Source organism: Erythrobacter sp., from assembly GCF_024305245.1.
GTDB lineage: Bacteria > Pseudomonadota > Alphaproteobacteria > Sphingomonadales > Sphingomonadaceae > Erythrobacter.
Genome location: NZ_JAMWYX010000014.1, coordinates 34,499 through 56,341, shown reverse-complemented (window position 1 = coordinate 56,341; position 21,843 = coordinate 34,499). Strand labels below are relative to the sequence as shown.

The 21,843-nt window shown below is 62.9% G+C and carries 18 protein-coding genes; 11 read left to right on the top strand and 7 right to left on the bottom strand.

Annotated elements, in window-relative coordinates; genetic code table 11:
- Positions 1–12: 12 nt before the first annotated feature.
- The 3 genes from Q0L48_RS15580 to Q0L48_RS15570 are packed head-to-tail and all read right to left on the bottom strand — an operon-like array spanning position 13 to position 5,812.
- Positions 13–1,500 carry an efflux transporter outer membrane subunit gene (locus tag Q0L48_RS15580; protein ID WP_296722477.1) on the bottom strand — a complete coding sequence of 496 codons (1,488 nt, stop codon included), beginning with the start codon at positions 1,498–1,500 and terminating at the stop codon, positions 13–15.
- Positions 1,497–4,715 (bottom strand): efflux RND transporter permease subunit, encoded by a 3,219-nt coding sequence (locus Q0L48_RS15575; protein ID WP_296722476.1) that lies wholly within the window; start codon positions 4,713–4,715, stop codon positions 1,497–1,499. Before Q0L48_RS15575 ends, Q0L48_RS15580 begins: the two co-directional genes overlap by 4 nt.
- Positions 4,712–5,812, bottom strand: a complete 1,101-nt coding sequence (locus Q0L48_RS15570) for an efflux RND transporter periplasmic adaptor subunit (protein WP_296722474.1) — start codon at positions 5,810–5,812, stop codon at positions 4,712–4,714. The genes Q0L48_RS15575 and Q0L48_RS15570 overlap by 4 nt, the downstream gene beginning before the upstream one ends.
- 138 nt (positions 5,813–5,950) lie before the next feature.
- On the opposite strand from Q0L48_RS15570, the gene Q0L48_RS15565 reads away from it, so the two are divergent.
- From Q0L48_RS15565 to Q0L48_RS15515, 11 genes are all read left to right on the top strand, one after another.
- Positions 5,951–7,153 carry an AraC family transcriptional regulator gene (locus Q0L48_RS15565; RefSeq protein WP_296722472.1) on the top strand — a complete coding sequence of 401 codons (1,203 nt, stop codon included), beginning with the start codon at positions 5,951–5,953 and terminating at the stop codon, positions 7,151–7,153.
- A gap of 431 nt (positions 7,154–7,584) precedes the next feature.
- Positions 7,585–8,325, top strand: coding sequence for a trehalose-phosphatase (gene otsB / locus Q0L48_RS15560; RefSeq protein WP_296722471.1), 741 nt, complete (start codon positions 7,585–7,587; stop codon positions 8,323–8,325).
- Positions 8,310–10,115, top strand: coding sequence for a glycoside hydrolase family 15 protein (locus Q0L48_RS15555; RefSeq protein WP_296722469.1), 1,806 nt, complete (start codon positions 8,310–8,312; stop codon positions 10,113–10,115). The genes otsB and Q0L48_RS15555 overlap by 16 nt, the downstream gene beginning before the upstream one ends.
- Positions 10,112–11,521 carry a trehalose-6-phosphate synthase gene (locus Q0L48_RS15550; protein ID WP_296722502.1) on the top strand — a complete coding sequence of 470 codons (1,410 nt, stop codon included), beginning with the start codon at positions 10,112–10,114 and terminating at the stop codon, positions 11,519–11,521. Before Q0L48_RS15555 ends, Q0L48_RS15550 begins: the two co-directional genes overlap by 4 nt.
- A 637-nt stretch (positions 11,522–12,158) precedes the next feature.
- Positions 12,159–12,881, top strand: coding sequence for a Crp/Fnr family transcriptional regulator (locus tag Q0L48_RS15545; protein WP_296722467.1), 723 nt, complete (start codon positions 12,159–12,161; stop codon positions 12,879–12,881).
- Positions 12,882–13,021: 140 nt separating this feature from the next.
- Complete coding sequence (locus tag Q0L48_RS15540; protein WP_296722465.1) at positions 13,022–13,903, top strand: hypothetical protein; 882 nt, start codon at positions 13,022–13,024, stop codon at positions 13,901–13,903.
- Between the two features lie 27 nt (positions 13,904–13,930).
- On the top strand, positions 13,931–14,806 hold the full coding sequence (locus tag Q0L48_RS15535; RefSeq protein WP_296722463.1) for a hypothetical protein: 876 nt from the start codon (positions 13,931–13,933) through the stop codon (positions 14,804–14,806).
- 83 nt (positions 14,807–14,889) lie between these two features.
- On the top strand, positions 14,890–15,951 hold the full coding sequence (locus Q0L48_RS15530; protein WP_296722461.1) for a hypothetical protein: 1,062 nt from the start codon (positions 14,890–14,892) through the stop codon (positions 15,949–15,951).
- Positions 15,948–16,652, top strand: a complete 705-nt coding sequence (locus tag Q0L48_RS15525; protein ID WP_296722459.1) for a C39 family peptidase — start codon at positions 15,948–15,950, stop codon at positions 16,650–16,652. The genes Q0L48_RS15530 and Q0L48_RS15525 overlap by 4 nt, the downstream gene beginning before the upstream one ends.
- Positions 16,653–16,711: 59 nt before the next feature.
- Positions 16,712–17,170, top strand: coding sequence for a hypothetical protein (locus Q0L48_RS15520; protein ID WP_296722458.1), 459 nt, complete (start codon positions 16,712–16,714; stop codon positions 17,168–17,170).
- Between the two features lie 75 nt (positions 17,171–17,245).
- Entirely contained in the window at positions 17,246–18,646 is a 1,401-nt protein-coding gene (locus Q0L48_RS15515; RefSeq protein WP_296722456.1) for a hypothetical protein, read from the top strand.
- Between the two features lie 30 nt (positions 18,647–18,676).
- Here Q0L48_RS15515 and yihA read toward each other — a convergent pair whose 3' ends face one another.
- From yihA to rnpA, 4 genes are all read right to left on the bottom strand, one after another.
- Positions 18,677–19,363 (bottom strand): ribosome biogenesis GTP-binding protein YihA/YsxC, encoded by a 687-nt coding sequence (gene yihA, locus Q0L48_RS15510; RefSeq protein WP_296722455.1) that lies wholly within the window; start codon positions 19,361–19,363, stop codon positions 18,677–18,679.
- 1 nt (position 19,364) lies between these two features.
- The gene (gene yidC / locus Q0L48_RS15505; RefSeq protein ID WP_296722453.1) at positions 19,365–21,143 is read right to left on the bottom strand and encodes a membrane protein insertase YidC; all 1,779 of its coding nucleotides are present in this window, start codon (positions 21,141–21,143) and stop codon (positions 19,365–19,367) included.
- 77 nt (positions 21,144–21,220) lie between these two features.
- Positions 21,221–21,430: a membrane protein insertion efficiency factor YidD gene (yidD, locus tag Q0L48_RS15500; protein ID WP_296722452.1), complete on the bottom strand. Its 210-nt coding sequence runs from the start codon at positions 21,428–21,430 to the stop codon at positions 21,221–21,223.
- Positions 21,427–21,804, bottom strand: coding sequence for a ribonuclease P protein component (rnpA, locus tag Q0L48_RS15495; protein ID WP_296722450.1), 378 nt, complete (start codon positions 21,802–21,804; stop codon positions 21,427–21,429). The genes yidD and rnpA overlap by 4 nt, the downstream gene beginning before the upstream one ends.
- Between the last annotated feature and the right edge of the window lie 39 nt (positions 21,805–21,843).

Genomic DNA, 21,843 nt, shown 5'->3' with positions numbered 1-21,843 from the left:
TCCCAAGCGCCGCTAGGGTTGCTCGCTCTGATCCGGTATTTCTCCAAGGTCCCATCCGCCGCCAAGGGCGCGATAAGCGCCGACCGTGGCAACGAGCACGTCGCCCTTGCCCCGCGCCAGCTCTGATCGAGCCGCGATCAATTGTCTCTGCGTGTCGAGCAGCACCAATTGGCTATCGAGCCCCTGTTCGAACCGCAGCTTGGCAAAGCCGTAACTCTGTGACCGCTCAGCCAAAACCGCTTCGAGCACGCGCAGCCGCCGCTGCGCATAGACATAAGCCGTCAACGCCCGGTCAGCGTCTTCAAACGCGCGTAGAACGGCGCCGCGATAGAGCGCCCGGGCTTCGTCGGCACCGGCGCGCGCTTCGGCAATTTCTGCTCGCGCACGTCCGCCAGAAAAAACCGGCCAGTTCAAAGCCGCACCGATAGACGTATTTTGCGACCCGCCCGCAAAGAGCGTGTCGAGCGCGATCGAGGAGAATCCGAACAGGCCCGACAGGCTGAAACTGGGATAAAGATCGGCAATCTCCCCGCCAATATCGGCGGTTTCGGCAGCGAGCCTTCGCTCGGCAAGGCGAATATCGGGTCGGCGACGAAGCACATCGCTCGGCACCCCGGCGGGGAAGGCGTCGCTCGGCACCGCAATTGCGGCGGGTGTCATCAGACTTTCGCCAAGCTCGGCCGGGAATTGTCCCGTGAGTGCCGCAATGGCCGCATTGTTCGCCCTGACCTGCGCGCCAAGCGGCGCGAGCTGGGCCTCTGCGCTGCGCGCATCGGCCTCAGCACGGGATAGGTCGAACTGCGATGCCAGCCCCTTGTCGAACCGCAGCTGCGTCAGCCTGACGGTCTCGCGCGTGGTCTCCAGATTGGCCTCCACCGCGCCGAGCTGTTCCTGCGCGATCCGCAGTTCGGCATAGTTCTGCACGGTGTCGGCGATCACGGTCAGCAACAGGGCGTTGCGATCCTCCTGCGCGATACCGACGCGGGCTTCGGCGGCTTCCACGCGGCGGCCGATCCTGCCGAACAGGTCGATTTCCCACGATGCCGAGGTTCCGACGCTGTAGATCGTCTGCGGGGCACCAATGCCGCCGATCGGAGCGCCGCCGCCCCCACCCCCGCCGCCAAGGCCGCTGAGGTCGATGGCGTTCTCGCTGGTCTGGGACCGGGTGACGCTGCTGTTGGCCGCAACATTCGGGCGTGCGCCGCCGGCCGCAACGGCGCGCAACGCCCGCGCCTGCGCGATCCGGGCAGCCGCCGCCTCGAGATCGGCGTTGTTCGCCACCGCGTCGTTGACCAGCCGGTCGAGCAGCGGGTCGCCGAACGCCTGCCACCACCTTGCATCAGGCGCGGCTTGCGAAATCTCGGGCGCTTCCGGCAGCGTCGTTACGGTAAGGGGCACGCTTTGGCTGGGCCGCGCGTAATCCGGCCCGACCGCGCAGCTGGCCATTCCGAAAGCCATCGCGTTAAGCATGGCGGCGACGAGGAAAGATTTCCCGCTCATGCCTTCGCCCCCCGCCGCGCAATCGGCAACTTGGCTATCAAGCGGCGCCACCAGCTGTCCGCTTGCCCCGCCCCGGTCTCGCCGTCGCGGTCGGGCCTGCGAATGCCGAAAAACAGGCAGTAGAGGACCGGCGTCAGCGCCAGAGACACCACGAATGTGCCGATCAGCAGGCCGAACGCGACCGAACTGGCGAAACCGTAGAACAGCACGTCCTGCGCGATGATGAGCGGCAGCAGACCCGCTATCGTGGTCAGCGTCGTCATGACAACCGGACGGAAGCGCCGCCGACACGCCGAGATTACCGCTTCGAATTCGCGTTCCAGGCTCGCCGATGTTTCCGCCGCGCCCTCAGGACGCTCCGCATCCTCGGCGAGGATCGCGTTTCGCTCGATATCGATGCGGTCGACCAGCACGATCGAATTGTTGATGATCACCCCGAACAGCGCGAACAGGCTCAGTATCGCCATGAAACCGAACGGCGACTGCATCACCAGCAGCCCGAAGAACGCCCCGAAAGTGGCAAACGGCAGGCTGAGAAAAATCACCAACGGACGGCGGAAATCGCCGAACTGGGCGATCAGCAGAAAGAAGGTCATCCCGATCACGATCGGCAGGGTTGCAATCAGGGCCGCATTGTTCTTGCCCGATTCTTCGAGAATGCCGGCGATCTTGATGTTGTGACCGGGCGCAAGGTCCGCGTTCATTGCGTCGATTTTCGGCTGGAGCTGGGGCGCCAGATCATCCGGGCTCATCCTCAGGTGGCGGCCTTCGACCGTTACCGTGCGCACCATGTCCTCGCGCTGGATGAAACCCCATTCGCCGGCAAGTTGCAACTCGGCCACCTGCCCCAGCGGGACACTGCTGCCATCGGCGGCATAGACCGCCGCAGTGCGCAGCCGTTCGATACTGGTGCGTTCGTCCTCTGCTCCGCGCATCACGATCGGGAAGCTTTCATCGCCTTCGCGGAACGTGGAAACGGGCTGCCCATCGAGCTGCCGTTGCAGCGAAAGCGCGATCGCCGCCGAAGTCACCCCTGCCGCCCGCGCGGCCTGTTGATCGACCTTGAGATCAACCTCCACCGTGCGCGAACGCCAGTCGGACCAGATATCGATCATGCCCGGTTCCGCCGCGAGCATGTCCATCACATCACCAGCGCGCGCATTGATATAATCGGCATCCGGCCCTGTGACCTGAAGGCGGATGACCTTGGGGTCTTCCGGCCCCAGAAACATGCGCGTGACCCGCGCGTTGATATCCGGAACACGCGCCGCAAACACTTCACGCAGGCGCGGCACAATCGCCTCCGCCCCTGCCAGATCAGTCGTGTTGATGACGATAAAGCCCTTGTTCGGCGCAGGATCGACGGGGGACAGCGAAAGCACGAAACGCGGCCCGCCAAAACCGACATAGGCGGCGAAATCCTCGACTTCGGGGAAGGCTTCATCGTCATCAATCAATTTCACGATATCGCGCACGCCCGCGTCGGTCTGGCTGCTGGTCGCGCCCGACGCGAGTTCGATATAGACCAGCACCTGCGGGTTGTTGTTGCTGGGGAAGAATTCCTTCGGGATCGCCGATTGCAGCAGGCCCGCAGCGGCGAACAGAGCGACCATCGCGGCGACATAAAGCCAGCGGAAGGCGAGCAGCTTGCGAAGGATTCCGGCATAAATATCGGTCAGCCGGTCAAACGCCTTGGCGATCCGGGTCTTTTCGTCTTCTGCATCATCGGCGCTCCCGGCTTCGGGAACCTTGAGGAAGTGGTAACACAGCGTCGTCGTCACCGTCATGGCGAAGACGTAGGAGACACCCAGCGAAATCGTCACCACCAGACTGATCGAGCGGGTGTATTCCGAACTGTCGCTGTTCGCGATCAGCAGCGGCAGGAACACCGCAATCGTGGTGAGCGACGATACCAGCAGCGGAAATGCCAGCTCGCGGCTGGTCTGCGCCAGCGCCTTGTCACGGTCGCCCAGTTCCTGCACGCGCCGCTTGAAATCTTCGGCGATGACGATGCCGTTGTCGACCAGCAGGCCCAGCGAGATGATGATCGTTGCCAGGCTCATGCGTTGCAGCGCAATCTCGAACGCGCCCATCACCGCAAAGGTGGCAAGAATCACCGCCGGGATGATCGCGCCGACGATCAGGCCGGTGCGAACCCCCAGAAACAGGATGACGATGCCCAGCACCACCGCCAGCGTCTGGAGCATGTTGAAGGTGACACCGTAGACGGCGGCTTCGACCTTGGTTGCTTCGTAAGTGACGATGTCGAGCGACAGGCCCACCGGCAGTGTCGCGGCGATCCGCTCCACTTCCGCGCGCGCCACAGCCGAATAATTGAGGACGCTCAGCCCCTCTTCCATCACCACTGCAAGGATCACGGTCTCGTCCTTGTTGTAATAAGCAAGCCGCTGGACGGGGTCTTCGTATCCGCGGCTGACAGCCGCAATGTCCTCCACGCGCACCAGCGTTCCGTCGGGTGACCGGACTAGCGCGCTGCGGACATCGTCGATATTCTGGAAATTGCCGCCCGGCCTCACCGCGATCGAACCGTCGGCGACTTCGACCGAGCCGCCCGGCCGGATCGTGTTCTCGCTATCGAGCGCAGCGGCAATCGCATCGGGCGATATGCCTGCCTGCGACAAGACGGCATTATCGAATTCGACGAAGATGCGTTCCGGGCGAACGCCCAGCAGGTCGACCTTCTTCGTCCCTTCGACCAGAATCAGCTGGTCGCGGACATGCTCGGCATATTCGGCCAGTTCGGCATTGCTGTATTCCGGGCCGTGCAGCGCCAGTGTCATTGCGGCGATATCGCCGAAATCATCATTGACGATCGGGGTCTGCGCGCCTTCCGGAAGCGCGGGCACGGTTTCGGTCACCGTCTCCGCGAGGTTTTCGAAGGCCAGTTCGAGATCGGGCGTATCGAAATCGAACCGCGGCTTGATGATCGAAACGCCGTTCATCGATGTGCTGGCGATGTCCCGGATATTGGGCAGCGCCATGATCCGTTCTTCCAGCGGCTTGGTGATCAGCAATTCGACCTGATCGGCGGACAGCCCCGGATAGACGGTTGTCACCACCGCCTGACGGATGATCAGCTTGGGATCCTCGCGCGCAGGCAAGGTGAGATAGCTGTAGACCCCGAACAGCATCAGGATGCCGACCAGAAACAGCATGAGCGGCCCAGCCCGCAGCGCAGCGACCGAAATATTCACGGGTTGTACTGCTTCGGCCCGGTGGACGTCGGGCGGACGGTCTCACCAGGGCGCAGCAGCCGCGCACCCTTGACCACCACGGTTTCGCCGGGCTTCAAGCCGCTCGTCACGGTCACGCCGCCGTCGCTGACCTGCCCAAGCGCAACCTTGCGTTCGGCCACCAAATTCGTTTTCGGATCGACCACCAGCACCGAGCCACGCCCGTTCTCGCCCATCCGGATCGCCGCAAGCGACAGTCTGATCGCATCATCGCTCTGCGCAAGCAGGACAACCTCGCCGCGGCTGCCGAGGGCAAGATTGCTTCGTCCTGCGTTGGGCACGCTCAGGATGATCTCGAACAATCCGTTGCTTCCGGCGGCGGCGTTGATCTGCTGGACGACCGCCTGAAGGGCTGCCCCATTGTCCGGCGCGAAACTGACACGCTGCCCGATCGCGAATGCGCTGCGCTGGCGAGCCGGCACCGTGATGACCGCTTCCAGCCCTGCGCCAATGCCGCTCACTTCGAACACAGGCTGGCCGACGCCCACCACCTCCGAAGGCTGGACAAGGCGCCCGGTCACCACCCCGGCATAGGGGGCATAAAGCCCGGTATCGCGCAAGGTATCCTTTGCGCGCCCGGCTTGCGCGGTCAGCGCGTTGACGCGCGCGGCGGATTCGTCGCGCACCCGCCTCGCATTATCCACTTCCGATTGGGAGACCGCGCCGGTGCCTTCAAGCGCGGCCTTGCGATCGAAATCGAGCGCGGCTTCGCGGGCCAATGCCTGCGCCTGCGCCAGATCTGCGGATGCCGCCTCAGCGCCCAATTGCTGCTGATTGGCCTGCAATGTCGCAAGCAATTCGCCTTTCCGAAACCGGTCGCCCACATCGACATTGACCCGCGCGACCAGCCCGGCCAGCTCGAACCCGATCCTTCCGCGATCCGCCGCTCGCAGCAGAGCAGGAAATCGGTCGCTGGCACTGGCAGTTGATGGCTGGACCACCTCGGTCACCGCGACGCGCGGCGGTGGCCCCTTCTCCGGCGCCCCGTCGCACGCTGCCAACGCAGACATTCCGAACAGGGCGATGAGCGCGCGCAGCGGCTGGGTTGTGTTGTGCATCAACAAAGTTATGCCCTTCACTTCGGCCTCTGCACAAGGTCTAATGTTGTCATAATTTCATGGGCATAGGCCATGCCGTTTATTGCTTGGGCGGCATGCATTCGCGGCAGATCGAGGGAAGAATCCTGATCATATATCGTGCGTTCCACGGCGCCCTCCTGCCAGCATCGGGGCGGCTATTGGCCTCGAACTGTCTGGAAACTAGGTCTGCCTGCCAACCAGAGCGATATGCAAATTCGGTCAGGCATGGGCAAATTCGGTCAAGCGGATATCTGCATATGGCCACGGACCCTGCCTCATGCCATCCAGCATCACCTCATAGCGGGAGAGCGTATGGCAAGCTCCGAAACCTATTCCCTCTTCATGGCGACCGATGTTTCGTGCCGGATCCTCGAGATCGATCCGGACCTGATGCTCCGGACTGCCGGCATCGCCGGTCAGGCGGGCGCGGGACCAGATCTGCGGGTATCGGCAGAGCAATATTTTGCCGTCTGGGATACAGCTGCCGTTCTGTCGTCCCGCGCCGATTACGTGCCTTTTCTGGGCGTGGCGATTGCGCGCGGGCCGGTGATTCCGGTGTTTTTCACGCTATCATGCGCGCCCGACATGGAAACCGGGCTGCTGCGCCTCGCGCAGTTCAAATCCTTGCTGGGCCCCACCCGAATGCGCGTGTTCCAGGACGGGCCGCTGCTACGTATTGAGTACGACAGTGCGGATAGTCGGATCCCGATGCCGCCCAGTCTCGGTGCCTTGCAGATCGTCGTCATGGTCGAACATGTTCGCGGTGCCTCTGCGCATCATATCCGGCCGGTGCGAGCGGGGTTCGATGGGTCGGAAGAAGAACGGCGGCAGATCGCGGGTCATCTGGGGATCATGCCCGACCGTTCCGATGTCGCCTTTGTCGCCTTTTCGCAAGACGACGCCAAGCGCCGGTTTATCTCGGAAAACCCGAGCCTTTGGGCCGATGTCGAAGAGGATCTCAAGCTTAAACTGGCCGCGCAGAATGCCCGTATGCCGATAGCAACACGCGTGCGCGGCGCCCTGATCGATCTGATCCCGATGGGCCGAACAGGCGCAGAGGACGTCGCCGCCGCGCTCCAGATCAGCCGCAGCACGCTGCAACGAAGGCTGCGCGACGAAGATACCAGCTATCAGGCCATCCTGGACACAACCCGGCGGGAGATGGCGGTCCGCTTTCTCACCAAAACCAGCTTGCGATCGGACGAGATCGCCAATGTTCTGGCCTACAGCGACGCCAACAGCTTTTCCCGAAGCTTTCGCAGGTGGACCGGCAAGGCACCAATGGCCTTTCGGGAGGAAGCAACTAGTGACTCGGATTGAACCGAACCGGACGTTCAATCTTGCGATCGTGAACGGCAGGGTCTGGGGCGCGAGCGGCCGATGCTGACCGGCAGGCTAGACATCAGCTTCCTGGCTCTCGCCGCCCGCTAACATCAGAAAGCAATAGACCCATTTGCTGCGCTCCCGGAGCAATTTTGCTGGCTAGTTTACGGCATTCCGAGCGAAATTCCCCAACGATCTGAGTGCCCATCTTTAACCTCCGCAGGGCACCAAACAGTCAGCCCTTGCCACGCAAGAGCTCTGAGTTTCCGGAAATTCATAATGAAAGCGCGGGATGCTGGTCCGGTCTTGCGAGGCTGACCTCAGGCGAGGCCCGCACCACCTCCCGCACCTCCGTCGATAACCGTAAATGTGCTGCATCTGCGAAGCAGCGGTTTGACGCTGACGGCGGAGGGTCTATGTCTCGCGCGATGGAATCACGCCCCTGTCTTCCTGCCCCGCCGCGGCTCTCCAGCCTGCTGGCGGACCGCCCACTTGCGTTGTTCCTCGATTTCGACGGGACGCTGGTGGAGATCGCCGACGGGCCGGATGCGATCGCCGTGCCGCCCGGGCTGGCGGACCGGCTCCAAGCCCTCGCCGCGCGGCTGAACGGCGCTCTGGCGCTGGTGAGCGGGCGCAGCATCGCCAATCTCACCGATTTTCTCGGCCCGCTGCCGCTGCATCTGGCCGGATCGCATGGCGGCCATGTGCTCGCCCCCGATGGCGCGCCGCTGCGCGAGGCGGCGCCCCTGCCCTCCCCGGTCGTCGATGCGCTCGGCACCTTCGCGCAAGCCAATGGCTTGCTGCATGAACGAAAAGCCCACGGCGGCGCGCTGCATTACCGCGCAAGGCCCGATCTGGAAGGCGGCACGCGCCGCTTTGCCGATGCGCTGGCGAGTGAGCACGGCCTCGCCACCAAATCGGGCAAATGCGTGATCGAACTGGTCTGGCCCGGCGCGGACAAGGGCGGCGCGGTCGATCTGCTGAGCAGCGAGCCGCCATTCGCAGGCGCGCTGCCGGTGTTCATCGGCGACGACGTGACCGACGAGGACGGCTTTGCCGCCTGCGCCCGGCACGGCGGATTCGGTATCGCTGTGGGCGAGCGCGAATCCGCCGCCGCCCGCTATTCTCTCCCAAGCGTAAAGGACGTCCACGCGTGGCTGCAACTGTGACCCACGATCTTGAACTCTGGCCGATCGGCAATTGTCAGGTGAGCGCGCTGATCGACCGCGAAGGCGCGGTGGTGTGGTCCTGCGTGCCGCGGGTCGATGGCGATCCGGTGTTCTGCTCGCTGCTCAACGGCGACCAGCGCGACGCGGGCATCTGGCGGTTCGAACTGGTCGGGCAGGTCAGCGCGACACAGGAATATATCCGCAACACTCCGATCCTGGTCACCCGGCTCGAAGCGGAGGACGGCAGCGCGGTGGAGGTGCTCGATTTCTGCCCGCGTTATGAACACAAGGGCCGGATGTATCGCCCCGTCGCGATCAGCCGGATCGTGCGCCCTGTGGCGGGTCATCCGCGGATGCGCGTGGTGCTGCGGCCCTTGCGCGATTACGGCGCGGCGCTGGCCGACACCACCCATGGTTCCAACCACATCCGCTATCTGGTCGGGCCGCAGGCGCTGCGGCTCAGCACCGATGCGGCGGTCGGCTTCATCCTCGAACAGCGCAGCTTCCGGGTGGAGGAGGACATGCATTTCTTCCTTGGCCCGGATGAGCCGTTCATGGGCAACCTGCGCGAGGAAGTGCGCCGGATGGAGCAGGCGACGCGCAAATACTGGCAGCACTGGGTGCGCAGCCTCGCCACCCCGTTCGAATGGCAGGAGGAGGTGATCCGCTGCGCCATCACCCTGAAACTGTGCCAGCACGAGGAAACCGGCGCGATTGTCGCCGCGCTCACCACCTCGATCCCCGAAGCGCCGCAATCGGAACGTAACTGGGATTACCGGTACTGCTGGATCCGCGATTCCTATTACACCGTGCAGGCGCTGAACCGGCTGGGCGCGCTGGATGTGCTGGAGAAGTATCTCGCCTACCTGCGCAACATCGTCGACAATGCCAAGGGCGGGCAGATCCAGCCGCTCTATTCGGTGATGGGGGTGGCCGAATTGTCCGAAACCACCGCCAGCTGGCTCGCGGGTTATCGCGGGATGGGGCCGGTGCGGCGCGGCAATGCCGCCTACCACCAGATCCAGCACGATTGCTACGGCCAGATCGTGCTGCCGACCGTGCAGAGCTTCATCGACCGTCGCCTGCTGCGGATGGCCGATGATCGCGATTTCGAAAGCCTGGAACAGGTGGGCGAAATGGCATGGGCGATGCACGATCAGCCCGATGCCGGCCTGTGGGAATTCCGCACGCGGCAGGAAGTGCACACCTATTCGGCAGTGATGAGCTGGGCCGCCTGCGACCGGCTGGCGACCACCGCCGACTGGCTCGGCAAGGATGATCGCGCCACGCTGTGGCGCAGCCGTGCCGATGCGGTGCGCGCCAAGATCGAGGAAGAAGCATGGGTCGAGAATGGCGAGGAAGGCGGCCACTACGGCGCCAGCTTCGAAAGCGATTACCTGGACGCCAGCCTGCTGCAGATGGTGGAACTGCGGTTCCTCAGTCCCGACAACCCCCGCTTCCTGTCGACTTTCGCGGCGGTGGAAAAGCACCTGCGGCGCGGTGACTTCATGCTGCGCTACGCCGCCGAGGACGATTTCGGCGCGCCCGAAACGGCCTTCAACGTCTGCACCTTCTGGCTGATCGAGGCGCTGCATCTGGCCGGGCGCAGTGAAGAGGCGCGGCGGCTGTTCACCACCATGCTCAGTCATACCACCGCATCGGGCTTGCTCAGCGAGGATCTGGACTACAACAATGGCGAATTGTGGGGCAATTTCCCGCAGACCTATTCGCTGGTCGGTGTGATCAACTGCGCCGGGCTCTTGTCGAAACCATGGAGTGAAGTGCGATAGAACGGCTGGTCGTCATCTCCAATCGCGTGGCCGTGCCCAAGGCGCGCGGCGCGGCCGGTGCGCAGGGCGGGCTGGCGGGCGCGCTGAATGCCGCGCTCAAGGATCATGGCGGCATCTGGTTCGGCTGGTCGGGGCAGGAAAGCGACGACAGCGACGACACGGATTGCAACATCCACCTGCAACGCAGTGACGGCGTGACCACCGCCACCATCGACCTGTCCAGCCGCGATATCGACGAATATTACAACGGCTATGCCAATGCGACGTTGTGGCCGCTGTTCCACTACCGGCTCGACCTGACGCAATACGAGCGCGAAACCGCCAAGGGTTACGAGCGCGTCAACGAATTGTTCGCCGAATGCGTCAGCCCGCTGATAGAGCCTGACGATCTGATCTGGGTGCATGATTATCACCTGCTCCCGCTGGGCGAGCGGCTGCGCGCGCGCGGGATCAAAAACCGGATCGGATTTTTCCTCCACATCCCCTGGCCCCCCACCCGCCTGTTCGTCTCGCTGCCGTTTCACGAACGGCTGGTGCGCACGATGCTGGATTACGACCTGATCGGATTCCAGAACGACGAGTGGCGCGAAAGCTTTCTGCATTACTGCCGCAAGGAACTGGGCGCGGAGGTCGAAGAGGCGACCGGCACGATCCGGTTCGAAGGGCGCACCGTGATTGCCCGCGCCTATCCGATCGGGATCGACTGGGATCACTTTCAGGCGCAGGGCCAAACCGATGAGGCCGCGCATGCCGAACAGCGTCTGCTATCGTCCACCCGCGACCGCACGGCGATGATCGGGGTCGACCGGCTCGACTATTCCAAGGGCCTGCCCGAACGGATCGACGGTATCAGCCGCTTTTTCGACCAGCACCCAGAATGCGTGCGCGATCTGGTGTTCATCCAGATCGCCCCGCCCAGCCGCGAGGATGTGGAGAGCTATCAGCATATCCGTGCGCTGCTCGAACAGAAGGCCGGGCAGATCAACGGCGCACGTAGCGAAGTCGATCTGGTGCCGATCCGTTATGTGAATCGCGGCTATTCGCACGCCGAACTGTTCGGCTTCTTCCGCGCTGCCAAAATCGGGCTGGTCACTCCGCTCAGGGACGGGATGAATCTGGTCGCCAAGGAATATGTCGCCGCCCAGGACCCGGAGGATCCGGGCGTGCTGATCCTGTCGCGCTTTGCCGGGGCGGCGCAGCAGCTCGAAGTGGACGGGGCCGGTGCGGTGATGGTCAATCCCTACAGCCCGGATGACATTGCCCAGGCGATCGGGCTTGCGCTCGACATGCCGCTGCAGGAACGCAAGGCGCGGTATGAAGCGATGATCGGAACGATCCGGGCGGATAATGTGCAGGCCTGGACCGACAGCTTCTGTTCCGATCTCGCCGCGACTCGGCCCGACTGAGGCAGCCTGCACGCCGCCGTGGGCTGCGTGACGCGAGTGGGGAACGGAGAGCGACGTGCCTTTGCCGATCGGAGCATCCGTGCAGCCACGGCTTCGGGAAGGCATTGAGCATTTTGCATAAATTCCGGACGAAGTGACAAATCATCACATGTGCAAATATAACAGGATTGTCATGAAGTAACATTTCTGCGGTTTGCAGTCTGCAAACCTGCAGACAGAATGAAATGCGTCTGGGACTGTTTCGGACGGCGAATCAGTGGCTTCGTAAGCTCGGCTCGGTTCTGCCGGGATGCTCGATCACCTGCAAAAGCCAATGTTTTGGGTGCGCGCGCTGCCGAAAAGTTAAGAATTTTAGATTCTTATTTCCCTTATCCTTGGCGGATTTGAATCTTTCACAGCCGTGAAGGCGTTGCCGGGATGCGTCAATTGGCTTATGAGATGCGACAATAAAGCGCAGTTCGGCTCAAAAAACAGTCGGCAAGGGCTTGCTGTTTTTCATATGCACGAACGGCCATAACAGGGGACGCATTACGTTCGCAGACCTGTATGTTGCTAATCTTCACCTAGTTTAGTGTCAATTGTTAAAGTTGACCTAAGTTTACGGGGAGATTGCTGCATTGTGGGGGAGGGAATGCAAATGACGCCGCGCCACAGAGCATTCGAACTCTCGCCCTCGGCGGCGAAAGTGGAGCTTTCTGGCGATCGCCCATCGCGAAGGTTGAAGCTGCTGATCCGCCAGGAAGGTGTGCAGAAGCGCTATGACCGGTCGCAAAAGCTGTTTCGCAAAGGCGACGCGGCCAGCCATGTCGTGTTGGTGGAAGATGGCATCGTCGCGATAACCAACGGGCTCCCGTGCGGACAGCGCCAGATCCTCGACTTCATTTTCTCGGACACCATGATCGCGCCTGCCCTGTCGCCGGGCGAACCCAACCACTTCACGGCGGAATGCCTCACCGCGACCACCGTTTCGGTGCTGTCACTCAGCAGCGTTCAACGGATCCTCGCGGTCGAACCCGAACTCAATCTGGCGATGCTGGACATGATATTCGCCATGCTCGACGGCGTGTACGCGCGGCTGTCGTCGGTGGTGTGCAGTGACGGCACCCACCGGATCGCCTTCCTGCTCGCCTATCTTTACGAGGCCCAGGCCGCCCGCACACCGGTTGGACGCAAGGAAGGCCTGCCGATCAAGCAGGTCGATCTGGCCGCCGCAGTCGGGATCAGCGCCCCTCACCTGAACCAGATTATTAAGAAACTGAAATGCCAGGGCCTGATTGAAACCAATAAAGGCAAGATAAAGGTCATGGATATTGCTGGGCTTATAGATTTGGCTGAAAGCGGCAGCTTCAGGTCACAATAAAAAATCGAATATCTATTAAAATTGCTGAATCAGATTTGGTTCATTTTTCATTCATCATTATTGTCAGTTATCGCCTCGATCTTCACTATGTTTCTACCCGCGGTCAATCGGGGGTTCAAAGCAACTAATGGAGAACAGCCATGCGTTACGGACTATTCTTGGGGGTGGCCTCTGCCGCTTTCTGTGTCGCGGCGCCCGCGTTGGCGGACGTGACAATCATCGGCACGATCGATGTCGACAAGACGATCGACGTCGATGAAACCATCAGCGTCGACACCGATGTCGACCTTGATGTGGATGTCGAGCTGGAAGCGGAGAAGTTCGCCGAGTCGATCGCGATCGCCAACCAGAGCAACTACAACAACGAAGCCTGCGACAACTGCGCCGAAAAGGATGGCATCATCCGCGATTCCGGCGTGGGCAACACCGGCGTCGTCTCGGTCAATCAGGCCGTCGGCAACATGAACAATCAGGGCACCCTGATCAGCATCGCCGTCGACGCGGCGGTCGATGGTCCGCCGGAGATTGTGGGTGAAGCCAATAGCGGCTTTGCCGAATCGCTCGCCGCCGCAGACCAGCGTAACGGCACGCCCGATGCGCTCGCCGGCGAAGGTGGCAATTATTCGGACGGCGGCAATCTGATCGAAACGGTCAACATCATCTTCCGCAACGCCCGGATCGCAAACTCCTTCAACGACAATGCCGGGCTTGTTTATGCCAACCAGGCCAGCGGCCACATGGCCAATCAGGTCAACGTGCTGTCGCTCGCCTTCGCCATCGACGACAACGGCGTTGCTCTGGCCGAAGCCGATCTGGGTCAGGTGAATGCCAACCAGACGGTGCGCGAATCCGATACGGCGGAAGACAACCTGTCAATCGGGGTGGTCAAAGTCGCTGCCACCGTCGGCTCGCTCAACGGCAACACCGGTATCGTCGGGGTCAACCAGTCGGTCGGCAACATGTCCAATCAGGCGAACGTGGTTTCGATCGCCGCAGTCGGCAGCAACCTGCCGACGTTCTGACACACCGAGCATCAAAGGAGAATCGAAATGGCAAATCTTGTGAAATCCTCCGCGCTCGCGTTGATCGCGGCAGCGGGGCTGGCATCGCCCGCACTGGCCGATGTCCAGGTCGTCGGCGAAGTCACCGTGGACAAGGACATCGTGATCGATGTGAACACGGTCAAGGACAAGGACGTCACCATCGAGGTCGATTTCGACATCGACCTGACCGGCGCGGCCAAGTCCGACGCGATCGTGAATGCGACCGTGGACGACGTGGACATCGGACCGGAAGAAGGGAACACCGACAACGGCACCGACCTTACGGCCAACACCAATGGTTCGGTCAATGAGAACACCGGCATCGTGCAGTTCAACCAGGATGCCGGTCAGGCCACCAATCAGGGCAACGTCATCTCTGCGGCGATCATCTTCAGCGATGATCCGCTGGACGCCCAGGTGGTCGTTTCCGAAGCCTATGCCGATCAACGTGCCAGCGATTCAAGCGCCGTGCACCTCGAAGGCGGAGCCAACCTCGGCGGGCTGATCAATCCCGACGGCACGGTGAACCTCGATGGTGAGTTCGATTACGACCTGACCACGCGGATCGTCGATTCGTACAACGGCAACGTCGGCGTCGTGATGGGCAACCAGAACGCGGGCGCTGGCAACAACCAGCACAACGTCTTGTCGGCAGCCGTCGGGGAAAATGCCCTCGTGGCATTGTCCGATGCCGGTCTGGGACAGGAAACCAGCGGCAATTTTGTCGAGGAAGTGAACACGCTCAAGCTCGCGCTGGTGGCGGATTCGGTGCTCGGCAATGAAGGCATCGTCGCCGTCAACCAGTCGGTTGGCGCGTTCAACAACCAGGCAACCGTGATCTCGGTGGCCGCCTTGTCAAGCGCCGTGGGCCTTGGCCAGTAACTCAGGCCATTGAGAGGAAGGCAGCCAATCGCCCCCCAGCCCCGGCTGCCTTCCACCCTCTCATTCAGGTCGAGGTATTCATGATGGACCGATGCAACCAATCGCCTGCAGCACTCCGGTGGCTGATCTGTGCGGCGGCAGCCCCGCTTATGGCGGGCGCGGCGCTTGCTCAGGATCAGGACGCGGATGACGGCGCGGGCGATGATCCGGCTGCACGGACGCCGGCCGCCGCAATCGACGATGCGGGCAATGGCCACCGGGGCATATTCCATTTCAATCAGGATGCGTCCGATGGGACGCAGCAGGCGAACGTCGCCGCGCTGGCCTTTGTCGCCGCAGAAGGCGCCGCGATTGCCGACTCCGCGGCGACGCAAGGATCGGGAGCCACGTCACTGATCGCCGCGAACGCTGGCTTAGCCGCCGATGCCAGCATGTCGCGTATCGCGAATGATGCGGCGGGGATCATCGGCATGAACCAGTCCGCAGCCAGCGGATCGCAGCAGATCAACAGCGCCGCCATCGCGCGAACAGCCGGGCCGGGCGGGCTCGCCATGGCCTCTGCCGCAGCCACCGGCAATGCGGCAGGGACGCCGATCGCCGCGCTGCTGCCGCCGGGGTCGTCCTCGGCATCGATGGACGGCGTCGGCAATGCGGCCTCCGGGATCATCCAGATCAACCAGATCGCCGGACTTGGCGGACGTCAGGCCAATCTCGTCGCCATTGCCGCTGCGCCCGGCGGTGCGGCGCTGGCCGAGGTGATCAGCGAAGGCGACCGGCCGAACGCTGCCGACGCCTATTCCGGCGCAGCCGGCCCGGTCGCACTGATCAATAGTTTCAACGCCGCTTCGGGGCTCGTGCAGATCAATCAGGCCAGCGGATCGGGCAATGCGCAGGCCAACCTGCTCGCCGCCGCGTTCGGCGGGTTTGCCGATGCGCAGGTGGTCAGCGATGCGGGCCTCGGTCAGGCCACCGGTTCGCCTGTCGAAAGCCCTCTGCCCGAAGGCGAAGGCCGCATCGCGCTCGGCAGTTCCTTCGAAGGCTTCAGCGGCGTGGCGCAGGTTTCGCAGGTGTCCGGCCATGGCAACCAGACCACCAACACGATCTCCGCATCTTTCGGCGCGCTTGCCGGAGGAGGCGCACCATGAAACGCGCCGGGGCGCAGCGTAGCTGGCTGCTGGCCGTGCTCCTTGCCGGAGCGGCGACGGCCCATCCCCCGCTGGCGTTTGCCCAGCCGGTGCCGACCGTGGGCGGCGGCCAGCTTCAGGTGGAGGTGCGCAGTCTCGCCGAATTGCGCTTCACCAACATGGAACGGCAATCGCGCGATCTCAGCTGCGGCGCGGCGGCGCTCGCGACCTTGCTGCGGCATGGCTACGGATTGCCCGCCGACGAGGGCCAGATCATCGAGGAGATCCTCGGCAACGCGCCCGACGATACCCGCGCCAAGATCGCCGAACAGGGATTCTCGCTGCTCGAGCTCAAGCGTTACCTTGAAACCAGGGGGTTTGCCGCTGGTGGGTTTCAGCTCGACCGGGTCGATCAGCTTGCCAATCTCAAGGTGCCGGTGATCGCGCTGGTCAATGTGCGCGGCTATAATCACTTCGTCGTGATCAAGCGGATCAAGGATGGCCGCGTCCTGATCGCCGATCCGGCTTTCGGCAATACGCGCCCGCCGCTCTCGACATTCGAAGGCCAGTGGAACGGGATCATTCTGGCGGCCGCACGCGCCGATCTGTCGCCGCGCAATGTCTTCATGGAGGATCCGACCATCCGGGCACGGCCCGGAGACCTGCGCTCGATCGCAGCGGCGCTCGGCACGGCGGAACTGACACTGCCGGGAGAATACTGACGCTGCCACCGCACTGCACCGCAGCAAGGGTTTTTGATTTTTGGATGAGGAGAAAAGCGATGGAATACGGTTTTTCGGGAATCGCCGTTCGCGCAGGATTGGCCGCCGCACTGCTCGGCTGGTCGGGCGCGGCGCTGGCGCAGCAGGCCGATGCCAGCCTGCTCGCCATGAGCTTTTCGGGCGCGACGGAGAATATCCGCACGATGAGCGAATCCGAACTCGACGAAAGCCGCGGCGGGTTCGGCGGGATATTCTTCTCGCTCATCGGCTTCGGCGATATCACCCAACTGGGCGGCGGTCTGCCCGAGGGGGTCGAACTGAATTCGATGTCGCCCGATCTGGTCAGCATGAACGTCGGCCTGGCAAGCCTGCCCAACACCGGCGGGTTCATCCAATTCGCCAACGTCGTCGGCAACAACAACATCGTCAACAACACGCTGCTGCTCAACGTCTACATTCTGGAAGGCGGGGTCGCGGATACCACCAACATTACAAATGGCAGCGCGTTCGGCCTGTAACGAGATCGCGCCGCCAGTGAAAATCTGACTGTTCGCAGAAACAGAAATTTGGGGGGGATTGCTGTGACTTTGCTGATGCAATTCGACAAGACTGCTGCCCGCACTTCGAGGAAACTGCTGGGCAGCTATGCTTCGTTGATCGGAGTGGCAGCTTTCGCCTGGGCGGTTCCCGCGATGGCTCAGAACGATACGGCGGGAGGCGCGGCGACCGCGTCCCCCCGCCCGGCCGACAGCGAGGAACGAGCCGCGCCGACGATCGAGTATCGCCTACTGGAACTGGACGAGCGCCTGACGCAGCAATCGCGGGAGATCGACGAGCTGCGCCAACTGGTCGAGTTTCAGGCGCAGACCATCGCCGAACAATCGGCGCTGATCGACCGGCAAAGGAGCGAACCCGCCAGGCTGCCCGCTCCGCCCGCCGGGGACAGGTGGGGCTCGGGCGCCGATCCCGCCGCTGCGCAAGCCCGCTTCCAATATGCCCGGCAGGATCCCGCCCCAGCCCCAGCCCCGCCGGCCGAAGCGCCCGCCGCCGCCGATCCGAATTTGGTCGGCACCAGCGAGCGCCCGCAATCGGACAAGGCGGTCGATCAACTCCTCCTCGATCAGGGCGGCGTCCTGCTTCCGGTGGGCGCGCTCCAGATCGAGCCGAGTTTCGATTACACCTCGATCTCCAGCGACCGGGTCAACATCTCCGGGTTCTCGGTTTTCAATGCGATCGTGATCGGTTCGATCCGTGTCGATGATGTGAACCGCGATATCCTGTCGGCCGCTTTGACGGCGCGTTACGGGTTGGCGCGGCGGATGCAGATCGATGCGCGTCTGCCGTTCGTTTACCGCAATGATACCGAAACGAGCGGGATCGGCACCGGCGATGCGCAGGAACGCTCGATCAGCGGTCACGGCATCGGCGATGCGGCGCTGACATTATCGTGGCAGCCGTGGGCCGCACGCGGCTGGCGGCCTGCCACGATCCTGCGCACGCTGGTCGAATTTCCGACCGGCAAGAGCGCCTTCGAAATCGAACGCATCGCGCCCGAGGAAAACAGCCCCGAACGCATCCTGACAGAGGCGCCGCGCGGATCGGGGTTCTACACCGTCTCCCCCGGCGCGACCTTCGTTTGGCCGATGGACCCAGTGGTGATGTTTGCCGGAGCCAATTTCAACTACACTTTCAAACGCAGCTTCGATGAATTCGGGCTGGTCGAACCGGGCCACGGGTTCGAGTTCTTTGCAGGGATGAACATGTCGATCAACGAGCGGGTTTCAATGAACTTCTCGTTCCTCGACAAGCAGCGGTTCGCCACGCGGTCGAACGGTGTCAGGATTCCGGGATCGGGCACCCATGATGCGCGGCTATCGCTCGGCGCGGCTATCGGCCTTACCGACCGGACATCGCTGGTCCTTTCGTCGGCGGCGGGCCTGACCGACGAATCGCCCGATTTCGTGTTCTCGATCAGAGTGCCGTATCAGTTCTGACGGCGGGTGGGCGCGCCTTGCGGTCGCGCGCTACTGCGTCCAGCCTTCGCCCATCGCATCGGCCAGTACGGCGGCGCGCAGGGCGGCAATGCCCATGCCCTTTTCGGCGCTGGTCAGATGGATTTCTGGGTGCGCGGCGACGTGCTTCTTGGCTTCAGCGGCGGTCTTTTCGGTCACCGCGGCAAGGTCGCTCGCCTTGATCTTGTCGGTCTTGGTCAGCACGATCCGGTAGCCCACGGCGGCTTCGTCGAGCATCTTCATCATCACCCGGTCGACATCTTTCAGCCCGTGACGGCTATCGACCAGCACCAGCGTGCGGCTGAGCACCTGCCGCCCGCGCAGGTAGGAATTCACCAGCGCCTTCCACTTGTCGACCACCTTGATCGGCGCCTTGGCAAAGCCGTAGCCGGGCATGTCGACCAGCCGGAACAGCGGCAGTGCGCCTTCTTCCTCGGGTCGGCCCACGTCGAAGAAATTGAGTTCCTGCGTGCGCCCCGGCGTCACCGAAGCCCGCGCAATCGCCTTGCGGCCCGTCAGCGCGTTGAGCAGCGAGGATTTGCCCACGTTGGAGCGTCCGCAGAACGCGATTTCGGGCACCGCCGGTTCGGGCAGGAACTTCAGCTGCGGCGCGGACAGCAGGAAGTCCACCGGCCCCGAAAAGAGGCGGGATGCAGCTTCCTCGCGCGCGGCCTGCTCGATGGCGTCGATCTCGTCCACGCTAGCTCTTTGCCGCCTTCTTGGTCTCGGCCTTGTCCTTCTCTTTCGCGCTCGCGGCCTTCAGCTGCGGGTGCTTGGAGTAGAGGTAGCTCTGCTGGGCCAGCGTCAGGAGGTTCGATGTCACCCAGTACAGCAACAGGCCCGCCGCGAACGGCGCCATCACGAACATCAGAATCCACGGCATGATCGAGAACATCTGCTGCTGGATCGGGTCCATCGCGGTCGGGTTGAGCTTGAAGGTCAGCCACATGGTGATGCCGAGCAGAATCGCGAGCGGACCGATCGCCAGGAAGCCTGCGACTTCGAACGGCAGCAGCCCGAACAGGTTGAGGATATGCGCCGGATCGGGCGCGGACAGATCCCTGATCCACAGCGCGAAGGGTTCGTGCCGCATCTCGATCGCCAGCACCAGCACCTTGTAGAGCGCAAAGAAGATCGGAATCTGGATCAGCATCGGCAGGCAGCCGGACAAGGGATTGACCTTCTCGTCCTTGTACAGCTTCATGATTTCCTGCTGCTGGCGCTGCTTGTCGTCCTTGAAGCGTTCCTGGATCTCTTTCATCTTCGGCTGGACGGCCTTCATCGACGCCATCGAGGCAAAGCCCTTCTGCGCGATCGGGAACATCAGAGCGCGGATGACCACGGTGAGCAGGATGATCGCCACGCCGAAATTGCCGACCAGCCCGTTCAGCGTACGAAGCAGCCACAGAATCGGCTTTTCAACGACTTCGAACCAGCCCCAGCTGATCGCCTTGCCGAAATAGGTGATCCCCGCATCTTCGTAGGAATCGAGAATTTCGCTGTCCTTGGCCCCAGCGTAAAGGCGGGTGGCCTGCGTCACGCTGCCGCCTGCGGGCACGGTTTCGGCGGCGTAGATGAGATCGGAACGGAACAGGTTGTCGCCCAGCGCGCGGAAGCCGGTGCTGTCGGTTTCGCCGCTCGCCTGCCCTGCGGCACCGGGCACCAGCGCGGAAAGCCAGTACTGATCGGTAAAGCCCAGCCAGCTCGCCGCGCCTTCCGGGGTCTCGCGACCGAGTTCGGCCAGTTCGCTATAGGAATGCGGGTCCCACAGCGTCCCGCCGAACACGCCGACGGGACCGGAATGGGCAATGAACTGATCGGGGGTGGCGTTGCGATCGGTGCGCTTGATCAGCGCGAACGGCTGGATGATCGCCGCAGTCTCGCTCGTATTGCTGGCGGTCTGGGTGGCGGTGATCATGTAATTTTCATCGACCGCAAAGCGGATCGAATAGGTGATCCCGTCCGGACCGGTGCGGGTCAGGGTAACGGGGCTATCGGGCGTCAGCCTGCCGCCATCGGCCTGCCAGCGGGCGTTGGAGGGCTGGCGCGCTCCGCCGGTGACGAAGCCGAACTCGGCAAAATACTGATCCGGCGTCGCTTCGGGCGCGAACAGGCGGACAGGGCCGGAATCCTTGTCCACTTCCTGCCGGTAATCCTTGAGCACGACATCATCGATCCGCGCGCCGACAAGGTTGATCGAACCGGCGATGCGCGGCGTATCGATCACCACCCGATCCGGGCTGGCAAGCGCGGCGGACAGATCGACCTTCTGCGCCGGTGCGGCATCTCCGCCCAGATCGCCAGCAACCGTGCTGGTGCCCGGCGCACCGGCAGCGCTGGTTTGCGCAGCCGGATCAGCCTCGTTCATCGGCGCGGTCAACGACGCTTGCGGGTAGAGATAGCTCACGCCCACTTCCCAACCGAGCAGGAGCAGGCCGGAAAGCACGACGGCGAGCAGGAGATTACGCTGATTGTCCAAGATAATGCCCTGAAAAAGTACGAGACGAGGTGTATTATGGGATTAGAACGGTTCGATTTCCAGCCCCAAAGGTCTGGCTACGGCACCGGATCGTGCCCATGCCCGCCCCAAGGGTGGCAGCGCATTAGCCGCTTAAACGCCATCCATCCACCCTTTGCCGCACCATACTTGCCAATCGCCTGAATCGCGTATTCGCTGCACGAAGGCGCATAGCGGCACGATGGCGGAAGGATGCGCGAAGGGCCAAGCTGCCAGCCCCGCGCAATAAGGATGAGAACGCGCTTCACCGCCCGCGATTCCCTTTTCGTGGTCGCCGCCCGCCCGATGGATCGCCCTTGCCTTCACGCGCGCGTTCCAGAGCGCGGCCAAGTTCGTCGGCCAGAAGCGCGAAATCACGCTCCACCCCGCCCGCGCGGCCGATCAGCACATGATCGTGATCGGGCAGGCCCTGCGTCGGCAACGCGGCGCGCAGCAATTCACGAAACCGCCGCTTCATCCGGTTGCGCACCACGGCATTGCCGATCTTCTTGGTGACGGTGATACCGAAGCGGATGCCCTGCCCATCGTTCGGGCGGGTCAATAGCACGAATCCAGCGCGCGCATTGCGAGTGCCGGAGTTGGCGCGAAGAAAATCCGCGCGTTTGGTGATGACCGAGATCATGAGTTGGCCGATAACGCAAACGGGCTCCCGAAGGGAGCC